This is a genomic window from Faecalicatena contorta (genome assembly GCF_021531995.1).
GTDB lineage: Bacteria > Bacillota > Clostridia > Lachnospirales > Lachnospiraceae > Dorea_A > Dorea_A contorta_A.
In genome coordinates this window covers 1-1,323 of sequence record NZ_JAFBIZ010000248.1, presented here as the reverse complement: position 1 = coordinate 1,323, position 1,323 = coordinate 1, and the positions used below count along the sequence as shown (strand labels likewise).

The 1,323-nt window shown below is 35.3% G+C and carries 2 protein-coding genes; both read right to left on the bottom strand.

The window, feature by feature from the left end; genetic code table 11:
- A partial coding sequence (locus JQM82_RS15680) for a ParB/RepB/Spo0J family partition protein (protein ID WP_235251350.1) occupies positions 1-905 on the bottom strand: 905 nt, incomplete at its 3' end.
- A gap of 9 nt (positions 906-914) precedes the next feature.
- Positions 915-1,323: ParA family protein (locus tag JQM82_RS15675; protein WP_235251349.1), on the bottom strand; the 409-nt coding region annotated here is incomplete at its 5' end.

The window sequence follows — 1,323 nt, the reverse complement described above, 5'->3', positions numbered from 1 at the left end:
CTTTTAATGCTCATTATCATTTCGAACATTTGTTCTAATTCATCATCTGAATAATATTCTATTTCAATCTTACCTTTGCCTTTTCCTTTTGATGATATACTTACTTTTGTACCAAATATATCTTTCATTTTGTTTTCAAGGTCCCGATATATAAACGAATTTTCAACTACTTTCTTTTCTTTTGGCTTCTTCGGATTTTTAATTTCTTTTACTAGTTTTTCCGTTTCTCTTACACTCAGTTTTTCATCAAAAATTTGACTGGCAAGTGTATACTGAAGTTCCGGATCATCAATCGCAAGTAATGCTCTTGCATGTCCTGTAGTGATCATATCGTCTATAATCATCTGCTGTACTTTTGAATCCAATTTCAAAAGTCTCATTGAATTTGTTACAGCTGTTCTGCTCTTTGATACTCTCTCTGCCACTTCATCCTGTTTCAGATTGAACTCCTCCAGAAGCCTTTTGTAAGCCATTGCTTCTTCAATCGGATTCAGGTTTTCTCTTTGAATATTCTCAATCAGTCCTATTTCTACAATTTCCTGATCGGTATATTCCTTGATAATGACAGGTACTTCCTTGATCCCGGCAATCTTTGCTGCTCTCCATCTTCTTTCACCAGCGATAATCTCATAATAGTCTTTTCTTTTTCTAACAATCAATGGTTGAAGAATTCCAAACTGTTTGATAGAATCTGCCAGCTCAAGAAGTGCATCTTCTTCAAAGCTCTTACGTGGCTGGTCCCTGTTGGGTTCTACCATATTAATCTTCAGCATCTGTACGCCAGATTTCACTTGATCTTCTTTTTTTTCTTCTGCCGCCTTTTCTGATGTAATTGTCTTTATATTTTTATTATCGGGAATCAGACTATCCAGTCCTTTCCCTAACCCCTTCTTTTTTACCGCCATAATATTCTCCTATTCCCTGTTCATAACTTCATCAGCCAGACGCATATAACTGTCCGCTCCGGCAGATTTAGAATCATACAGATTAATCGGCATTCCATAACTTGGTGCCTCTGCAAGGCGGATATTTCTTGGAATAATTGTCTTATAAATATTTTGTTGTAAATTATCTTTTACATTTTCTACAACCTGTAATGACAGATTTGTTCTCGCATCATACATAGTAAATACAACGCCTTCTATTTCAAGTACTGGATTTAAGCGTTCTTTTACCAGTTCCACCGTATGTATTAATTGACTTAATCCTTCCAAAGCATAATATTCACATTGAATTGGTACTAATACAGAGTCAGCAGTTGTCATAGCATTAATTGTGAGCATATTCAGTGACGGAGGACAATCAATAATCACATAATCATAA